Annotated in this window: 11 protein-coding genes; 7 read left to right on the forward strand and 4 right to left on the reverse strand. The window is 72.3% G+C overall.

All coding sequences use genetic code 11. From position 1 onward, the window contains the following. Positions 1-163 precede the first annotated feature (163 nt). The 7 genes from ACSMXO_RS23475 (at position 164) to ACSMXO_RS23505 (ending at position 10,780) form a co-directional block, all read left to right on the forward strand. Positions 164-1,579 carry an aminopeptidase P family protein gene (locus ACSMXO_RS23475; RefSeq protein WP_455413778.1) on the forward strand — a complete coding sequence of 472 codons (1,416 nt, stop codon included), beginning with the start codon at positions 164-166 and terminating at the stop codon, positions 1,577-1,579. A gap of 338 nt (positions 1,580-1,917) precedes the next feature. Beyond that, a complete protein-coding gene (locus ACSMXO_RS23480) occupies positions 1,918-4,998 on the forward strand; it encodes a glycosyl hydrolase 115 family protein (protein ID WP_455413779.1) in 3,081 nt (1,026 codons plus the stop codon). Between the two features lie 231 nt (positions 4,999-5,229). After that, a complete protein-coding gene (locus ACSMXO_RS23485) occupies positions 5,230-6,444 on the forward strand; it encodes an extracellular solute-binding protein (protein WP_455413780.1) in 1,215 nt (404 codons plus the stop codon). 178 nt (positions 6,445-6,622) lie between these two features. Then, a complete protein-coding gene (locus ACSMXO_RS23490) occupies positions 6,623-7,801 on the forward strand; it encodes an ABC transporter ATP-binding protein (RefSeq protein WP_455413781.1) in 1,179 nt (392 codons plus the stop codon). Next, positions 7,798-8,754, forward strand: coding sequence for an ABC transporter permease (locus ACSMXO_RS23495; protein WP_455413782.1), 957 nt, complete (start codon positions 7,798-7,800; stop codon positions 8,752-8,754). The genes ACSMXO_RS23490 and ACSMXO_RS23495 overlap by 4 nt, the downstream gene beginning before the upstream one ends. Next, positions 8,754-9,614: an ABC transporter permease gene (locus ACSMXO_RS23500; RefSeq protein ID WP_455413783.1), complete on the forward strand. Its 861-nt coding sequence runs from the start codon at positions 8,754-8,756 to the stop codon at positions 9,612-9,614. Before ACSMXO_RS23495 ends, ACSMXO_RS23500 begins: the two co-directional genes overlap by 1 nt. 134 nt (positions 9,615-9,748) lie before the next feature. After that, positions 9,749-10,780 carry a DUF4331 family protein gene (locus ACSMXO_RS23505; RefSeq protein ID WP_455413784.1) on the forward strand — a complete coding sequence of 344 codons (1,032 nt, stop codon included), beginning with the start codon at positions 9,749-9,751 and terminating at the stop codon, positions 10,778-10,780. 126 nt (positions 10,781-10,906) lie between these two features. Here ACSMXO_RS23505 and ACSMXO_RS23510 read toward each other — a convergent pair whose 3' ends face one another. Genes ACSMXO_RS23510 through ACSMXO_RS23525 form a run of 4 tightly spaced genes read right to left on the reverse strand, consistent with a single transcriptional unit; the run spans position 10,907 to position 15,710 of the window. Continuing rightward, the gene (locus tag ACSMXO_RS23510; RefSeq protein ID WP_455413785.1) at positions 10,907-13,102 is read right to left on the reverse strand and encodes an AMP-binding protein; all 2,196 of its coding nucleotides are present in this window, start codon (positions 13,100-13,102) and stop codon (positions 10,907-10,909) included. After that, positions 13,024-14,244, reverse strand: a complete 1,221-nt coding sequence (locus ACSMXO_RS23515; RefSeq protein ID WP_455413786.1) for a beta-ketoacyl synthase N-terminal-like domain-containing protein — start codon at positions 14,242-14,244, stop codon at positions 13,024-13,026. The genes ACSMXO_RS23510 and ACSMXO_RS23515 overlap by 79 nt, the downstream gene beginning before the upstream one ends. After that, on the reverse strand, positions 14,231-15,460 hold the full coding sequence (locus ACSMXO_RS23520) for a beta-ketoacyl synthase N-terminal-like domain-containing protein (RefSeq protein WP_455413787.1): 1,230 nt from the start codon (positions 15,458-15,460) through the stop codon (positions 14,231-14,233). Before ACSMXO_RS23520 ends, ACSMXO_RS23515 begins: the two co-directional genes overlap by 14 nt. Continuing rightward, positions 15,450-15,710 carry an acyl carrier protein gene (locus tag ACSMXO_RS23525; protein ID WP_346256454.1) on the reverse strand — a complete coding sequence of 87 codons (261 nt, stop codon included), beginning with the start codon at positions 15,708-15,710 and terminating at the stop codon, positions 15,450-15,452. Before ACSMXO_RS23525 ends, ACSMXO_RS23520 begins: the two co-directional genes overlap by 11 nt. Positions 15,711-15,835 lie beyond the last annotated feature (125 nt).

The following is a 15,835-nucleotide window of genomic DNA, read 5'->3' on the forward strand; positions in this document are numbered from 1 at the left end:
GAGCCGAGCTGTCTTCGGACATCTGCCGGAACCCTCCGCCTCCGCCCCGGTACGTCCGTAGGGAGTTCCGGGGACGCCCTTGCGACACCACCGCCCGGCGGCAAAAGTGAGGTCCAGTAGGCGAACCGCCGGCCGTACGGCCGCATCGGCGAAAGGGCCAGGAATGTCCGAGCGCGTTCCCGCCACCAGTAGTCACGACCTGCCGGTGCCCCCGGCGCTCGCGGAGTTCATGCTCGGCGGCTGGGCGCCGACGGAGGCGCCGGTCCGGGCGGCTCCCGGGGTGGCTGGCTGGGCGGCGAAACGGCGGGCCCGGCTGACCGGGATGTTCCCCGGCGAGCACCTGGTGATCCCGGCGGGCGGACCGCCGGTACGCAGCAACGACCAGTACTTCCGGTTCCGGCCCGGCTCCGACTACATCTGGCTGACCGGGGACGGGGACCGGGGCGGCGTGCTGGTGCTGGATCCGGCGGGCGAGGCGACGCTCTACACCGACGAGCCGCCCCGGCCCGGCACGGCCGCGTACTGGACCGACCGCAACGCCGGCATCGTCTGGAACGGTCCCCGGGCCGATATGACCACCCTGGCCGAGGCGCTGCAGATCCGCTGCCGCCCGATCGGCGAGCTGGCCACGGCGCTCGGCTCGGCTGGCCGGACCCGGCTGCTGCGTACGGTCGATCCGGCCGTGGACGCCCTGGTGCCGGTGACGGATCCGGTCGGCGACGCCGATCTCGTGGTGGCCCTGGCCGACCTGCGGCTGGTCAAGGACGAGTGGGAGGTCGGGCAGCTCCAGCACGCCGTCGACGTCACCGTGCGCGGCTTCGAAGACGTGGTCCGGGCGATGCCGGAGGCGCTGGCCGGCGGTGGTGAACGGTGGTTGGAGGGCACCTTCGCCCGCCGAGCCCGGTCCGACGGCGAGGAGGTCGGCTACCAGCCGATCGTGGCGGCCGGCTCGCACGCGGCGGTGCTGCACTGGAACCGCAACACCGGCCCGGTACGCCCCGGCCAGTTGCTGCTGATGGACGCCGGGGTCGAGGTCGGCACCCGGTACACCGCGGACATCACCCGGGTGCTTCCGGTCGACGGCCGGTTCAGCCCGCTACAGCGGGACGTCTACGAGCTGGTCCGCCGGGCGAACGACGCGGCGATCGGGCAGCTCCGGCCCGGGGCGATGTTCCGGGACTACCACTGGGCGGCGATGGCGGTCTTCGCCGCCGGTCTGGTCGATCTGGGTCTGCTGCGCTGCTCCGTGGACGAGGCACTGGATCCGCAGCGGCAGCTCTACCGCCGCTGGACGCTCTGCGGATCCGGGCACATGCTCGGGCTGGACGTGCACGATTGCTCCCGGGCCACCACCGCCCGGTACGTCGAGGGCGAGTTGCAGGCCGGCATGGTGCTGACCGTCGAGCCGGGACTGTACTTCCAGCCGAACGACGAGCTGGTGCCGGCCGAGTTGCGCGGGCTGGGCATGCGGATCGAGGAGGATCTGCTGGTCACCGAGGACGGCAGCCAGAACCTGTCGGCCGCGCTGCCGCGTACCGCCGACGACGTCGAGAGCTGGATGTCCCGGCTGGCCCGCTGACCCGATGGCCAGAAATTGCCCGGACGAATCGCAGCCCCGGCCGACCGGACAGCACTGAAACATATCACCGAAATCTTTCGGTACGCCCTCTCGGGGTAACCCACCGCCTATCGGCGACCTCGCTCGGTACGCGCATTCCCCCCGCGTCGGGCGCTCTTGACCGTACATCGATACGTGTTTAGATTTCCTTTCCGGAACACTTCCGAAAAGTTTCGCAGGTACTTGTCCGGTCACGCCCACCCCGTTACGGTCCGGAGCCCGGAATGAGCAGGTCCACCACCCCCGCCGGTCCGCCGGCACCCGTCCCCCGTCGACACACCGGCCCGACGGCCTGGCGAATGCTCTTGTCGCTGACCCTCGCCGTCACGGCCACCCCCGCCCTCGCCTCCTCCGCCACCGCCTCCGGCGGGCACGGCGCCGATGTGCGGCACGATGCCGCCGGCTTCATCTCCACCCGCTCCAAGCCGGGCAGCCTGCCCCTGGTCGAGCGTGGCCGGGCCGCGACGCTGGTGGTCAGCGCCGGCGACCATCCCGGCGTGGTCCGGGCGGTCGGTGACCTGCGGAACGACGTCGAGCGGGTCACCGGGGTACGCCCGGCGGTCGTCACCGACCAGGTGCCGAGGCAGGGCGAGGTCGTGCTCGTCGGCACCATCGGGAAGAGCCCGCTGATCGACCGGCTGATCGCCGCCCGCAAGCTCGACGTGCGCGGCATCGCCGGCAGGTGGGAGACCTCGCTCCAGCAGGTCGTGGCCAACCCGCTGCCCGGGGTCCGCCGGGCCTTCGTGATCGCCGGCAGCGACCAGCGCGGCACCATCTTCGGGACATACGAGGTGTCGAAGCAGATCGGCGTCTCGCCCTGGTACTGGTGGGACGACGTGCCGGCTCGGCGCAGCGACGATTTGCACGTGCTGCCCGGCCGGCACAGCCAGGGCACCCCGGCGGTGCAGTACCGGGGCTTCTTCATCAACGACGAGAACCCGGCGCTGGGCACCTGGGCGCCGAACTTCTTCGGCCCCGGCCTGGCCCCCGGCTACCCCGGCGGCTTCAACCGGCACTTCTACGCCAAGGTCTTCGAGACCATGCTCCGGCTCAAGGCGAACTACCTCTGGCCGGCGGTCTGGGGCCGCGCCTTCGCCGAGGACGACCCGGCCAACCACGCCACCGCCAAGGAGTACGGCGTGGTGATGGGTACTTCGCACGAGGCGCCGATGATGCGCGGCATCGAGGAGTGGAACCGGCACGACGACGGCGGCACCGACCCGTACGGCGGGAACGGCGAGTGGAGTTTCCGGCGCAACTCCGCCGCGCTGAAGGAGTACTGGCGGGACGGCATCGAGCGGATGGCGGAGCAGGACTTCGAGGGTGTGGTCACCCTCGGCATGCGCGGCAACGGCGACGTCAGCCTGCCCGACGGCGACGGCATCGAGCTGATGGAGAGCATCATCGCGGCCCAGCGGCAGATCCTCGCCGAGGAAAGCGACCGCGAACTGCCCGACATCCCGCAGGTCTTCACGCTCTACAAGGAGGTCCAGCGCTACTGGGACCGGGGCATGCGCCCGCCGGACGACGTCACCGTGGTCTTCTGCGACGACAACTGGGGCAACATGCGGAAGCTGCCGGACCAGAGCCTGCCGGCCCGCCCCGGCGGCTACGGCATGTACTACCACTTCGACTACGTCGGCGGCGGCCGCAACTACAAGTGGGTCGACACCATCAATCTGGCCAGCACCTGGGAGCAGCTCCACCTGAGCTACCGCTACGGGGTGGACCGGCTCTGGGTGGTCAACGTCGGCGACATGAAGAACGAGGAGCTGCCGCTGCAACTCTTCCTCGACTACGCCTGGGACCCGGACAGCCTCCCGATCGAGAAGCTCGACGACTGGCAGCGGGAGTACGCGGCGCAGAACTTCCCCGACCGGTACGCCGGGGAGATCGGCGAGATCCTGCACGAGTACGGCCAGCTCCAGGCGCGGCGCAAGCCGGAACTGCTGAACCGCCGGATCACCCTGGACCCGGCGAAGGACCCGGCCACCGACTCCTCGGCGGTGGTCTACACCGACACCAACCCGTACAGCCTGACCGCCTACCAGGAGATGCGCCGGGTGGTGCGGGAGTGGACGGAGCTGGCCGAGCGGGCCGAACGGATCCGGGCGAGGCTGCCGGACGGCTACGACGACGCCTACTACCAGCTCGTCTACTACCAGGTGGCGGCGTCGGCGAACCTCTACGCGCTGCGCGAGGCGCAGTTCACCAACCTGCTCTACGCCGCGCAGGGCCGGGCCGCCACCAACGCGATGGCCGACCTCGCGCAGCGACACTTCGACACCGACCAGGCGATGTCCGACTACTACCACAACACCCTGGCCGGCGGGAAGTGGCGGGGCTTCCAGTCCCAACCCAAGATCGGGTACGGCGACGTCGCGCGCTACGGCCCGAACGCACCGTGGCAGCAGCCGGAACTGAACAACCAGGCCCTGCCGGACGCGTTCTATCCGCACCTGCGCCGGATCGAGGTCCCGGCGACCGCCGAGCTGGGTGTGGCGATCGACGGCTCCGAGAAGTACTGGCCGGCCGAGCCCGGGCCGGCGGTACTGCCGACGTTCAGCCCGTACCAGAGCCAGCCGGGACAGTACATCGAGGTCTTCAACCGGGGTTCGGTGCCGTTCGACTACACGATCCGGGCCGGCGCACCCTGGCTGAAGCTCAGCCGGTCGGGCGGCCGGGTCACCGACCAGGTCCGGATCGAGGTCCGGGTCGACTGGCGGCACGCGCCGCGCGGCGACACCACGGTCCCGATCACGGTCACCGGGCCGGACGGCGCCAGCGTGGTGGTGCAGGCCAGGGTGGACAACCCGCAGGGGCTGCGCCCGCGCGGCCACGTCGAGGCGAACGGCTACGTCTCGATCCCGGCCGGGCAGCACACCCGGGCGGTGAACACCGGCGGGGTGTACTGGAAGCGGATCCCGGACCTCGGCCGGACCGGTGACGGGCTGACCCCGTTCCCGGTCAGCGCGGCCAGCAGGACGCCGGGCGGGGACAGCCCGCGCCTGGAGTACGAGCTGACGTTGACCTCGGCCGGCCCGGTGAAGGTGTCGGCGTACCTGTCGCCGCGCAACAACGTGCTGCCGACCGAGGGGCTGCGCTACGCCGTCTCGATCGACGGTGCCGCTCCGCAGGTCGTCAACGTCACCACCAGTACCGGAGCGAACGACACCTCGATGAACCGGCAGTGGGAGCGGAACACCTCGCAGAACGTCAACGTCACCACCACCACGCACACCGTGGACGCGCCGGGCGTACACACCCTGAAGTTCTGGATGGTCGACCCGACCGTGGTGGTGCAGCATCTCGTGGTGCAGACCGCCGAGCTGCCGTACAGCTATCTCGGCCCGCCGGAGAGCCGGCGGATCGGCCACTGAGGATCCACCCTCGTCGCACCTGCGCCATCGGCGGTCCGCCCCGGCCCGGACGGGTCGGGGCGGACCGCCCACACACATTGAAACTTTTCAACGCAGCCACTACGACGCACACACCCCGACCTCCCGCTGCGGCCACGACGGACGCGGCGGGAGGTTGAAAAGGTTCATCAGGCAGCACAGGCAGAACGCGCGACATCGATAGGATCGCCGAACCGAGAGAGAGGAATGCCCATGCGTCGAAGCCAACGCCGGCTGTTCGCCGCCACGGCCCTGACCGCGTTGAGCCTGGTCGCCGCCGCCTGCGGTGCGCCGGAGGCCGCCGCGCCCGGTCCGACCGGGGGCGCGGTGCCGGACAAGCCCGGCTCGCCGGTCGTCCTGAACATCCTCGACGTCGCCGGCAACCTGCAACTCACCCAGTCGATGATCGACGACTTCGTCGCGAAGAACTCCGACACGGTGTCGAAGGTGACGTACTCGAAGTCGCCCTCGCCGGAGCTGGTCGGCAAGGTCAAAGCTCAACAGGACGCGAACCGCGTCGAGATCGACCTGGTGCTGACCGGGGTCGACGGGCTCGCCGCCGGCATCGACCAGAACCTCTGGACCCCGCTGCTGCCCACCCACGCCGGCCGGCTGCCGGGGATGGCGAACTACCTGCCGGGCGCGGCCGCGATGCAGAAGCTGGCCGGCGACCACGGGGTGACCATCACCTACTACCCGTCCGGGCCGCTGATCGAATACCTGCCGTCGAAGGTGCCCAACCCGCCGACGACCGCGCAGGGGCTACTCGAGTACGCCAAGGCCAACCCCAACGCGGTGCAGTACGCCCGCCCGTCGAACTCCGGCCCCGGCCGTACCTTCCTGATGGGCCTGCCGTACCTGCTCGGCGACTCGAACCCGAAGGACCCGGTCAACGGCTGGGCGAAGACCTGGGCGTACCTGGCCGAGCTGAACAAGTACGTCCGGCTCTATCCGTCCGGCACCGGGGAGACGATGAAGAACCTGGCCAACGGTTCGGCGAAGATCATCCTCTCGACCACCGGCTGGGACATCAACCCGCGGGTGCTCGGCACCGTGCCCGCGGAGGCGAAGATCGGCACGCTGGAGGGCTTCCACTGGGTCACCGACGCGCACTACGCGGTAGTGCCGAAGGGCGTCTCGACGGACAAGCAGGCCGCCATCCTGGCCCTGCTGAACCACATGCTGACCCCGGAGCAGCAGGCCAAGGCGTACGACCAGGGTTACTTCTATCCCGGTCCGGCGATCAAGGACGTGCCGCTGTCGATGGCGCCGCAGGCCAGCCGCGAGGCGATCGAGAAGTACGGCCGCCCCGAGTACGAGCAACTGATCGCGAGCAACCCGCTGGAGGTACCGCTGGACGCCAAGGCGCTGGTCGAGGCGTTCAGCCGGTGGGACCGCGAGATCGGCGGCGCAAAGGTGAGCAAGTGAGTGCGAGGAGTGAGCCGGGTTTGCGAGCCCCGCAGTCACGAACAAAAGACGGACAAGTGAGTGCGAGGAGTGAGCCGGGTTTGCGAGCCCCGCAGTCACGAACAAAAGACGGACAAGTGAGTGCGAGGAGTGAGCCGGGTTTGCGAGCCCCGCAGTCACGAGCAGAAGGCGGAGACAGGTGAGTTTCGCCGAGCTGCGGTTGGAGGGCGTGACGCGGAGTTTCGCCGGCCACGACGCGTTGACCGGCCTGGACCTGACGGTCCGGCGCGGGGAGTTCATCGCCCTGCTCGGACCGTCCGGCTGCGGCAAGTCCACCGCGCTGAACTGCCTCGCCGGCCTGCTCCCGCTGACCAGGGGCAGCATCTGGTCCGACGACACCCGGCTCGACACCGTACCGGCCGAGAAGCGCGGCTTCGGCATGGTGTTCCAGAACTACGCCCTCTTCCCGCACATGTCGGTACGCCGCAACATCGCGTTCGGCCTCCAGATGCGCCGGCTGCCCCGGGCCGAGATCCGGCGGCGCACCGAGGAGGCCATCCGGCTGGTCCGGCTGGAGGAACACGCCAGCAAGCTGCCCGGGCAGCTCTCCGGCGGCCAGCAGCAGCGGGTCGCCATCGCCCGGGCGGTGGTGCTGGAGCCGGCGCTGGTGCTGATGGACGAGCCGCTGTCCAATCTGGACGCAAAGCTGCGGCTGGAGATGCGTACCGAGATCCGCCGGCTGCACCAGTCGCTCGGGCTGACCACGGTCTACGTCACGCACGACCAGGAGGAGGCGCTCTCCCTGGCCGACCGGCTGGTGGTGCTCCGGGAGGGGCGGGTGCAGCAGGTCGGCACCCCGGAGGAGCTGCACACCCGGCCGGCGAACTGGCACGTCGCCGACTTCATGGGCTACCGCAACCTGCTGCGGTTGCGGGCCGAGCAGGGCGGCGGGTCCGAGGTGGTGGTGACCGGCCAGGGCATGCGGCTGGTCGGCACCCCGGTCGGGCCGGTGGCCGCCGGTGCCGAGGTGATCGCCGGGGTGCGTCCCGAGGACCTGCGGATCACCGGCCCGGACGAGGGCATACCGGCCATTGTGGAGGTGGTCGAATACCAGGGCCGGGAGGTGGCGGTCGAGGCGCGTACCGCCGAGGGGGTGCAGTTCAACCTCCGTACCGACCAGCGTCCGGCGCTGGGCGAGCGGATCGGGATCGGGGTGGATCCGGCCCGGCTGCTGGTCTTCCCGCTGGCCGAGCCGGCCGGCGACGGACCCGCACCGGCCGGGGACGCCGGGGCGCCGACGGACGAGCCGGCCGGCGCACCGGTCGCGGACTCCGGCGCCCCGCCGGTGGACGAACCGGCCGCCGGAGGCCCCCGGTGAGCGCCACCGAGAGCCCGCCCCGGGCCGGTGAGCCGACCGGCGGGCGACCGGCAGAGCGGCAGCCGGCGGGCCGGACCCGGGTGGCGTTGCGGCACCGGCTGGCCGAGCGCGGCATCGACCGGCAACTCCTGCTGCTCGCCCCGGCCGCGCTGTTCGTCCTGGTGCTCTTCATCTACCCCTTCGGGTACGGCGTCGGGTTGTCGTTCCAGCCGACCGAGGGCGGGCCGTTCGCCGCGTACCAGGAGTTCTTCTCGGACCCGTACCAGCGGGACACCATCTGGACGACGCTGCGACTGTCGGTGCCGGCGGCGCTGCTCAACGTCGCCGCGTCGGTGCCGATCGCCTACCGGATGCGGGGGCGGTTCCGGGGGAAGCGGCTGCTCACCACCGTACTGGTGGTGCCGATCACCCTCGGCACGGTGCTCACCGCGCAGGGGCTGCTGAACTTCCTCGGCCCGACCGGATGGTTCAACCGGATCCTGCTCGGCATCGGGCTGGCCGACGAACCGGTCCGGCTGACCAACAACTACTGGGGGGTGTTCTTCTCCATCGTCATCACCGGCTTCCCGTTCGCCTTCCTGCTGGTGCTGTCGTACCTGTCGGGCATCGACCCATCGCTGGAGCGGGCCGCCGCCACCCTCGGCGCCGGCTGGTGGCAGCGGTTCCGCCGGATCACCCTGCCGCTGCTGGCGCCCGGGCTGGCCACCACGTTCTGCCTCACCTTCGTGCTGGCGTTCAGCGTCTTCCCGTCGGCGGTGCTGGTCGGCGACCCGGCCGGCACCACCAGGGTGATCTCGATCGCCGCCTACGAGGCGGCCTACGTCCAGTACGACTATTCGATGGCCGCCACCATCGCGGTGCTGATGGGGCTGGTCGAACTGCTGGTGATCGCGGCCGTGCTCGGCTGGCGGGCCCTGCTCTACACCGGGTCGACGGCGGGAGGGAAGGGCTGATGAGTTCGGTGACCGCCCCGGCGCCCCGCCGACGTCGCCTGGTCGCCCGGCCGGCGGCCTGGCTGATCTGGGGCGTGGTGGCGTTCTTCTTCGTCAACCTGGCCGGCGTGATCGGCTCGGTGCTGGTCAGCTCCTTCGGCGACCGCTGGTACGACACCTGGCTGCCGCAGGGCTACACCACCCGCTGGTACGGCCAGGCCTGGCAGGAGTTCGGCCTGTTCCAGGTGCTGCTGGTGACCCTGGAGGTGTCGCTGCTGGTGGTCGGCATCTCGGTGCTGGTCGGGGTGCCCGCCGCGTACGTGCTGGCCCGGCGGTCCTTCCCCGGCCGGCGGCTGCTCTACCTGCTGTTCCTGCTGCCGATCCTGATGCCGCCGATCACCTACGGCATCCCGCTGGCCACGGTGCTCTACAAGTACGGCTTCGCCGGGCACCTCTCCGGGGTGGTACTGGCCAACCTGGTGCCCTCGGTGCCGTTCGTGATCCTGACCATGACGCCGTTCATCGAGCAGATCGACCCGGCGGTGGAGCGGGCCGCCCGGATGTGCGGGGCGGGCACCCGGCAGATCTTCGTCCGGATCCTCGCCCCGCTGCTCACCCCGGGCATCCTGGCCGCCTCGATCCTGGTACTGGTACGGACGGTCGGCATGTTCGAGTTGACCTTCCTCACCGCCGGGCCGGACTCCCAGACCCTGGTGGTGGCGCTGTATTACACGATGTCGGCGGCCGGCATCCGGGCGCAGCAGTCCATCGACGCGATGGCGGTCATGTACACCACGATGATGCTGGTGCTGCTGGTGATCGCACTGCGGTTCGTCAATCCGACCCAACTGGTCGCCCGGGTCCGGGAGGACGTCGACTGAGGTGTCGTCGCGGCCCGGGCCGGGACCTCGGACCCGGGTCGCGGTACCGCCGGCCAATTTCGCGATAACCCGTAAAGCGGGGCGAATCACCAAGTAGACAGGAGTCCTAGCCGCTTCGCCTGCCAGGAGTATCCGTGTCGCATCACCTCGACTCCCCGCTCGCCCTTCAGGACACCCGGCTCGACCTGACCGACCAGTACGTCTTCCCGGGCGAGAGCGGGACCGTCCTGGTGATGAACCTGAACAGCTCGGCGGCCGGCAAGGACGCCAAGCCGGGCTTCCACCCCGAGGCCCGGTACGAGTTCAAGGTCCACCTCGACGGCGCGACGGTGGAGAACCTCAGCTACCGGATCACCTTCGACGAGCCCGACCGGCGTGCCGAGCAGGCGGTCCGGCTGCACGTGCTCACCGGTGCGGAGGCGCCGGACGACGCGGCGACCGGGGAACTGGTCGCCGAGGGACGTACCCACACCATGATCTCCGGGCCGAACGGGCTGCGGCTCTGGGCGGGCCGGGCGGCGGACCCGTTCTACATCGACCTGACCCTGCTCGCCGCCGTCGGTGCGGCGGTCAAGGACGGCGCCCGGCTGGACCTGACCGGCTGGCGGTCGGACGCCGCCACGAACAGCTTCGCCGACACCACGATCCACTCGATCGTGCTGGAGATCGCCGACGACGATCCCCGGATCGGCACCGGGCGCGACATCTGCACCTGGATCACCAGCAAGCTCGCCACCGACGCGGGCGGCTGGCGCCAGGTCAACCGCTTCGGCCACCCGATGGTCTGGCCGATCCTGCGGCAGCCGGTCGACACCGAGTGGGCCGGTAGCGCCAACCTGGGCCACCCGGATACCGACGCCCGGGCCGACGGAGACCGCATCGCCCAACTCGTCGCCGGGGTGGTGGCCGCGAACGGCACCTCGCTCGACCCGTCCGGGTACGGCGAGCAGGTCGCCCGACGGCTATTGCCCGACCTGCTGCCGTACCGGACCGGGACTCCGGCGAGCTACGGCTTCAACGGTTTCAACGGCCGTACCCTCGCCTGCAACGCACCGGAGACGATGTTCTCGCTGATCCTGAACCGGGCCACCACCGCCGGGCTGACCGCCCAGCAGAACGCCAGCGCCCGCAGCGACCGTTTCCCGTACGTCGTCGCGGCACGCTGAACGCGATCCACCCGCTCGGAGTCGGCCGTGGGGTGTCAGTCGCCGCCCGCCCCGTCTGTGCACCCAGCTCTACAGTGCGCCGACCGGACATCCCCCGGCCGCCCGGCCGCCGACGCCGAAGCGCCGTCAGTCCCGGAACATCCCGGCAAGCACCTCGGCGGTCCGGGCCGGGTTGGTGGCGACGAAGTAGTGGTCGCCGGGGACCATGTGCAGGCTGGCGATCCGGTCGACGGGAATCCGGGCGGTGACCGCGTCCCGGGTGCAGAGCCCGTCGTCGGTGCCGAGCAGCAGGTGCACGGCCCGGGACCGTACCCCCTGGAAGCCGTCCGGGGCGAGCGCGATGTCCCGGCGGAACCGGGGCAGCAGCAGTCGGGTGATCTCCTCCGAGGTGAGCGCGCTGGTCGGCAGCAGCCCGGTGCTGCGCAGCCCGGCCAGCAGGGTCTCGTCGTCGTCGGAGACCAGCGCCGGGCGCTGCGTGCCGGGCAGCAGCGGCGGGGCGGAGAGGACCACCTGGGCCCCGCCCAGCCCGTCCCCGGCGGCGTCGGCCACCGCGGCGGCCAGCACCGCACCGAGGCTGTGCCCGAACAGCACCGCCCCGTCCGTCAGGTACGGCGTGCCCGCCCGCCACCAGGCGTCGGCCGCGTCGCCGATGGTGGCCCCGTCCCGGTAGGTCGCCTCGCCGGCCACCACCCGCCACGAGCCGGGCAGGTGCCGGGCCAGCCGGGTGAACGCCCCGGAGGAGCCGCCCGCGTACGGGATGCAGACCAGGGTCCGGCCGGGGCCGTCGCGGAGTACCCGCATCCGGACCGTCGCGGGCTCGCCGGCCCGGCTACGGAGCTGGAACCGGGCGAGCTTGCCGGTCGAGGTGGTCGGCAACGCCTCCACCACCTCGACCACCGCGGGCCGCTTGTGCGGCGGCAGCCCGGCCCGGAACGCTGCCCGGGCAGCCCGGCGCAGCGCGCCCGGGTCGATGCCGGGAGCCGGCACCAGGTAGGCCACCGCCTGCTCCAGCCCGGCCTGGTCCCGCGCGCCGACCACCGCGCACTGGGCGAGCCCGTCGAGGTCCCGGACCGCCGCCTCGACGTCGAGCGGCGAGACCTTGTAGCCGCCGATGTTGATCAGGTCGTCGTGCCGGCACAGGTAGCGCAGTTCCCCGTCCGGGTCCTGCCGGACGATGTCGCCGGTGTAGGCCCCGCCGTCGGCGAAGGTGCGCGCCGCCGACTCGGGACGGTCCAGATATCCGGCGGCCACCGAGGGGCCCGCCACGTGCAGCCGCCCCTCCGTCCCGTCCGGCACGACCCGGCCGGCGTCGTCCCGGACGGTCACCGTCGTGCCCGGCACCGGCGTGCCGGTCGAGCCGGGCTGGCTGCCCCGGGTGGCCAGCACGATGTGCAGTACCTCGGTCGCGCCCAGCCCGTTGACCAACGGCACCCCGAAGGTGCCGGTGAAGTCGGCGCAGAGCGATGCCGGCAGGTGCTCCCCCGCCGACACGGCGAGGCGCAGGCAGCCGAGGTCGGGTACGCCGGTCGGGTCCGTCGGGTCGCCCTGCCCGGCCCGGTCGAGCAGCGCGGCGTAGACCCGGGGCACCGCGCAGAGCACGGTCGGGCGGTACCGGGCGATCGTCGCGGCCAGCCGGTAGACGTCCGGCGGTCCCTGGTTGAGCAGTACCCCGGCACCGGCGGCGAGCGGAAAGAGCAGCGAATTGCCGAAGCCGTACCCGAAGGAGAGCTTGGCGGTGGAGAGCACCAGGTCGTCGGGGCGCAGGTCGAGGATGCGGCCGAAGCCGTCCAGCACCCCGGTCACCCCGACCCCGTTGTGCAGTACCCCTTTCGGCTTGCCGGTGCTGCCCGAGGTGTACTGGATCAGCAGCAGCTCGGACGGCGACTGGCTGACCGGCGGCGGTGACGGTGGTGCGCCGGGGTCCAGCCACTCCGGGCCGCCCCGGGGCAGCCCGAGGCCGGCCTGGTCCGCCCGCGCGCCGCCTGCCTCGTCGGCGTGCAGGAACCCGGCCCGGCAGTCCCCGGCGATGAAGCCGAGTTCCGCCCCGGTCAGCATCGGGCTCACCGGCACCGCGACGGCACCCCGCCACCACAGTGCCAGGATCGCCACCGCGGTCGGCAGGTCGTCGTCGGCCACCACCAGGCCCCGGGTGCCGGGGCCGATCCCGGCCTCGGCCAGCCGCGCCGCGTAGCCGCGCACCGCGCGGTACAGCTCCGCGTAGCCGAGCCGCTCGCCCGCGCCGGTCAGGTACGCGAGCCGCTCGCCCCGACCGGACGCGAGCGCTCGCCCCACCAGCCGCTCGACGAGGTTGGCGCTCCCCATGATGAGACCTCCAGGATGGCTGCGTTGCCGGACGGTTCGATCGCCAGCGCGAGCAGGCTCGTCGGCGCCGGGGCGCTGGCGCAGTACGCGACGGCACAGGCCGCCGCCAGCAGGCCACCGGCCGCCCCGAAGTCGCCGAGCGACGCTTCCAGGTGCCAGACCGGCCGGGCGGCACCGTCGGCGAGTGCCTCGACCAGCTCGGTGTCGACGGTGGAAACGATCGTGCCGACCGGCCCGGCCGGTGGACCGCCGCCCGGCGCGTCACGCTCGGGCCCGCGGCGGCCGGGCAGTGCACCGGCGGGCGCTCCGGCCGCACTGCCCGATCCCGCGGGGCGGGCGGCGCGGACCAGGGCGCGGCACTGGGCCGCCAGGTCGGACCGGTCGAGGCTGGTCCGGCGGAACCGTCCGAGCCGGATGCCCGGCTCACCGTCCCGGCCCGGCGACACCGCGAGGCAGGCCGCGCCCTCGGCCGCGTCGAACCCGTCGGCGAGTCCACCCAGGCTCCACCGGCTCACCGTCGCCGAGCCGCCGACCAGGGCACGGGCCGCCTCGCCGGCGGCGAGCAGCCGGGCCGCCTCGACCAGCGCGCTCAGCCCGGCCGCCGTACCGCCGGTGATCGTCTCGTTCGGGCCGTCGAGCCCGAGCCGGATGGAGACGGTCGCGGCCGGGCCGTTGAACGCCGAGGCGGGACCGATGATCGGGCTGGTCAGCCCCGGGTCCAGGGTGGCGGCCTCGACGCAGATGGTGGCGTACTCGGCCAGCCCCGCACTCGAACTGGCCCAGAGCACCGCGGCCGGACCGGCCTGGACGGGGTCGACCAGTGACGTCGCGAGCCACGGGTCGGGCGGCTCGTCGGGCGGGGCCGTACCGGCGTCGGCCGCCGCGGCCAACGCGAGCAAGGACTCGGGGGGCAGGGCCCGCAGTCCCCGGCCGGCGACGGCGGCCGGGATCCGGGGCGCGACCGGGGCGTGCGTACGCCGGTCGAGCGGGCCGAGGTCGGTGTCCGGGGCCGCGAAGCGGCGTACCGGCGCGGGCGGCACGGGTGCCCCGTCGACCAGTCGGGCCAGCTCCGCCACGTCGGCCACGCCGGGCAGCCGCAGCCCCAGGCCGCGTACGGCCAGACGTTCCTCAACCGGCGGCACGATCGTCCTTTCCGAGCAGTACGGTCGAGACCCCGCCGCCGAAACCGAACGCCTGGCTCAGCACCGTCCCGACCGGGGCACGCCGGCCGGCCGGCTCGACCAGGTCGATGCCGCCGCAGGCCGGGTCGGGTTCGACCAGCGTGACGTTGCCCGGCACCAGGTCGGCGGCGAGCGCCTGCACCGCGATGATCGCCTCCAGGGCGGCGGCGGCACCCTCGGCGTGCCCGAACTGCCCCTTCACCGAGGAGACCACCGGCCGGCGGCGCCCGGCCAGCGCCTTGGCCACCGCCCGCGCCTCGATGCCGTCACTGGCCTGGGTGCCCGTGCCGTGCGCGCAGACCCAGTCGACGTCGTCGCTGGTCAGCCGGGCGCGGTCGAGGCAGCCGTGGATGGTCGACACCAGGCCGTTGCCGTCCGGGTGCGGTTGGGTCGGGTTGTGCGCGTCGGCCGCGGCGGCGCAGCCGAGTAGCCGGGCCAGCGGCCGCCCGCCCCGGGCCGCGACCCGGTCGGCGCGTTCCAGGATCAGCACCCCGGCACCCTCGCCCGGGATGGTGCCCCGCCGGTTGACGTCGAACGGCCGCACGGTGTCGACCGCGAGAGCGCGCAGCGAGGTGAACATGGCGAGGATCTCGAGCGACAGTTCGGAGACGCCGCCGCAGACCGCGACGTCGACCTCGCCGGTCGCGACCGCCCGGGCGCCGGCGGCGATCGCACTGTTCCCGGCCGCGCAGCCGGGCGCGAACAGCACCGTCGGGCCGTTGACGGTGACCACCTGGCGAAGCGTGTCCAGCAACGCGTCCGGCCGGGCCCAGGCCCGACCCGGCACGTCCAGCCGGCCCGTCCCGATCCCCCGGTCCAGGATCGGCCGGGTGGCCATCACGGTACCGGCGAAGACGCCCAACCGGTGCGCCCGGCTCCGTTCCGGCACTCCGCCGTGCCGGAGCGCCTCCAGCGCGGCGACGGCGAGGAACCGGGCGGCCAGGGACTCGTGGCCGGGCACCATCGCGTCGAGGTCCGCGACTGCGCCGGCCGGCACCTCCGCACCGCAGCGGGCCGGATAGCGGGACATGTCGAACCGGGTCACCGGGCCGGTCAGCACCCGCCGTCCGGTCACCGCCGTCCAGAGCGCGTCCGCGCCGAGGCCGGCGGCCGAGACCGCGCCGACTCCGGAGACCACCACGGCCGGGCGGCCGTCCCGGGTCCGGTCACGGCCCAACGGAGATGCCCCGATCCCGGAGTACGGCGAGGGTGTCGCCGAAGTCCTGGAGTCCGGCCGCCTCCTCGTCGGTCAGCCGTACGCCGAGCTGCCGCTCGATCCGGACGACGAATTCGACCTTCTGCACGGAGTCGATCCCGAGGTCTTCGTAGAAGGCCGCTCCCTCGGTGACCTCGTCCGGGCTGACCTCGAAGATCTCCGCCGCCAGGTCCCGCAGGACGGCGGCCGACACGCTGTCTCGCTGTGCCAAGTCCGGCTCCCTTCCCGATCACCGCTCGCCACGTTTCGTGGAACTTGCGGGTGGGCTCACAGTGAAGTTTTCCAGGAAGGAAACGACGCGGGAATCGCTTGAGATGCGACCAAAGAGCTTGTTCG

It is taken from the genome of Plantactinospora sp. DSM 117369 (assembly GCF_053764795.1).

Bases quoted from the DNA above. Each gene is read 5' to 3' on its own strand.
- ACSMXO_RS23485 (WP_455413780.1), top strand. From the start codon at position 5,230: ATGCGTCGAAGCCAACGCCGGCTGTTCGCCGCCACGGCCCTGACCGCG.
- ACSMXO_RS23475 (WP_455413778.1), top strand. From the start codon at position 164: ATGTCCGAGCGCGTTCCCGCCACCAGTAGTCACGACCTGCCGGTGCCC.
- ACSMXO_RS23500 (WP_455413783.1), top strand. From the start codon at position 8,754: ATGAGTTCGGTGACCGCCCCGGCGCCCCGCCGACGTCGCCTGGTCGCC.
- ACSMXO_RS23480 (WP_455413779.1), top strand. From the start codon at position 1,918: ATGCTCTTGTCGCTGACCCTCGCCGTCACGGCCACCCCCGCCCTCGCC.
- ACSMXO_RS23510 (WP_455413785.1), bottom strand. From the start codon at position 13,102: ATGGGGAGCGCCAACCTCGTCGAGCGGCTGGTGGGGCGAGCGCTCGCG.